1 pseudogene is annotated in these 1,458 nt (G+C 37.6%); it reads left to right on the forward strand.

Annotated features, from left to right (window positions below):
* Positions 1-332: 332 nt before the first annotated feature.
* Positions 333-1,426: pseudogene (locus PL9214_RS32605) on the forward strand (ISAs1 family transposase).
* Positions 1,427-1,458 lie beyond the last annotated feature (32 nt).

Consider the following 1,458-nt stretch of genomic DNA (forward strand, 5'->3'; position numbering starts at 1 on the left):
TTCATTTTCCGTTGCCAGCTTTGGAGGATTATTGCTAACCTTACATTTATTATAACTCATTTGGAAGTGCTATACTAATAACACTTCCCATAACCCATACCTTTTTCCCTGACTTTTTCTAAAATCCTTGACTTCTTTTAAATTTTCTATTAAACTTGTTAGCATCTTTATTTTAGAAAAAATGGCGATCGCTCTTCATTTTATCAGGCTGCGATCGCTATTTCTTTACTCTTTTTCCCCCGACTTTGAAACAGCCCTGGGGGGGGCGCAGGGCTGTTTCATTCCGCAGAAGAGACTGCTAAAATAGAAGAGAAACTTCTGGGGAATGAACAATGGAAACAAATCTGGTAGAAGAACTGAAAAAAATTAAAGACTTCCGAATTAATGAAGGGAGAAGACACCCGTTATGGTTAGTATTGCTGATTGTAATTATGGGAACAATGAGCGGATATTTAGGATACAGAGCATTAGGAGATTTTGTAACAAGACATAAGGAAGCATTAATTCAAACATTGAAAGTCCCTAAAAACCGTCTACCCTCTTATTCAACAATCCGTAGAGTGATGATGGGGATAGACTTTGAAGAATTTTTATCGGTGTTTAATAATTGGGCGATCGCGACGATGGAACCGGAAGGGAGGAGGTGGTATGCAGTGGATGGAAAAACTCTAAGAGGAAGCCAGAAAACCTTAGAAGAAAATTATACACAATTTGTACAAGTTGTGTCAGTGTATAGCACAACTCAAGGATTAATAGCGGGAATGGCAGAATGGTTAAGTCAGTCTAATAGTGAACTAATAGTGGTGCAAAACTTAATTAAAACCTTGGGATTAGAGGATGCAGTCTTTACCTTAGATGCCCTTCATTGCCAAAAAAAACCACAGAAGTTATTATTAAGAGCAAAAACCACTATATCATCGCCGTCAAGAAGAACCAAAAAAAGCTGTATGAAATGTTAGAGATGAAACGAGAAAGCTGTGAAAGTGTAGACCAGCATATTAGTCAAGATAATACAAAGGGAAGACAGATTACCCGAAGGGTAGAAGTTTTCGATAATCTCAGTTGTATTAATCAAAATTATTGGAAAGGAATTAAGAGCTTTGTTTGTGTAACTCGAAGCGGAATTAGAAAAGCAAAGCCTTACTACGAGAGAGTTTACTACATTAGCAGTATACTGATTAGTGCGGAAGAATTCGGGGAGAAGATTAGAGAACATTGGTTAATCGAAAACCAAAATCATTGGATAAGGGATGTTTTATTCCGTGAAGATAGTTCTAAGATTCGCTCAGGTTGGGCTGCACAAAACTTCGCCATTATCAGAAGTATTGTCCTTAATCTTCTCAGAATTAACGGCTATCATTCTCCCACAACAACTCAAAGAATGATAGCCGACAATATCAATTATCTTTGCCTTTTGTGTACCTAATTTTTTTAGAATGAAACAGCCCTGGGGGGGGG

It is taken from the genome of Planktothrix tepida PCC 9214, assembly GCF_900009145.1.
GTDB classification, from domain to species: Bacteria; Cyanobacteriota; Cyanobacteriia; order Cyanobacteriales; family Microcoleaceae; genus Planktothrix; species Planktothrix tepida.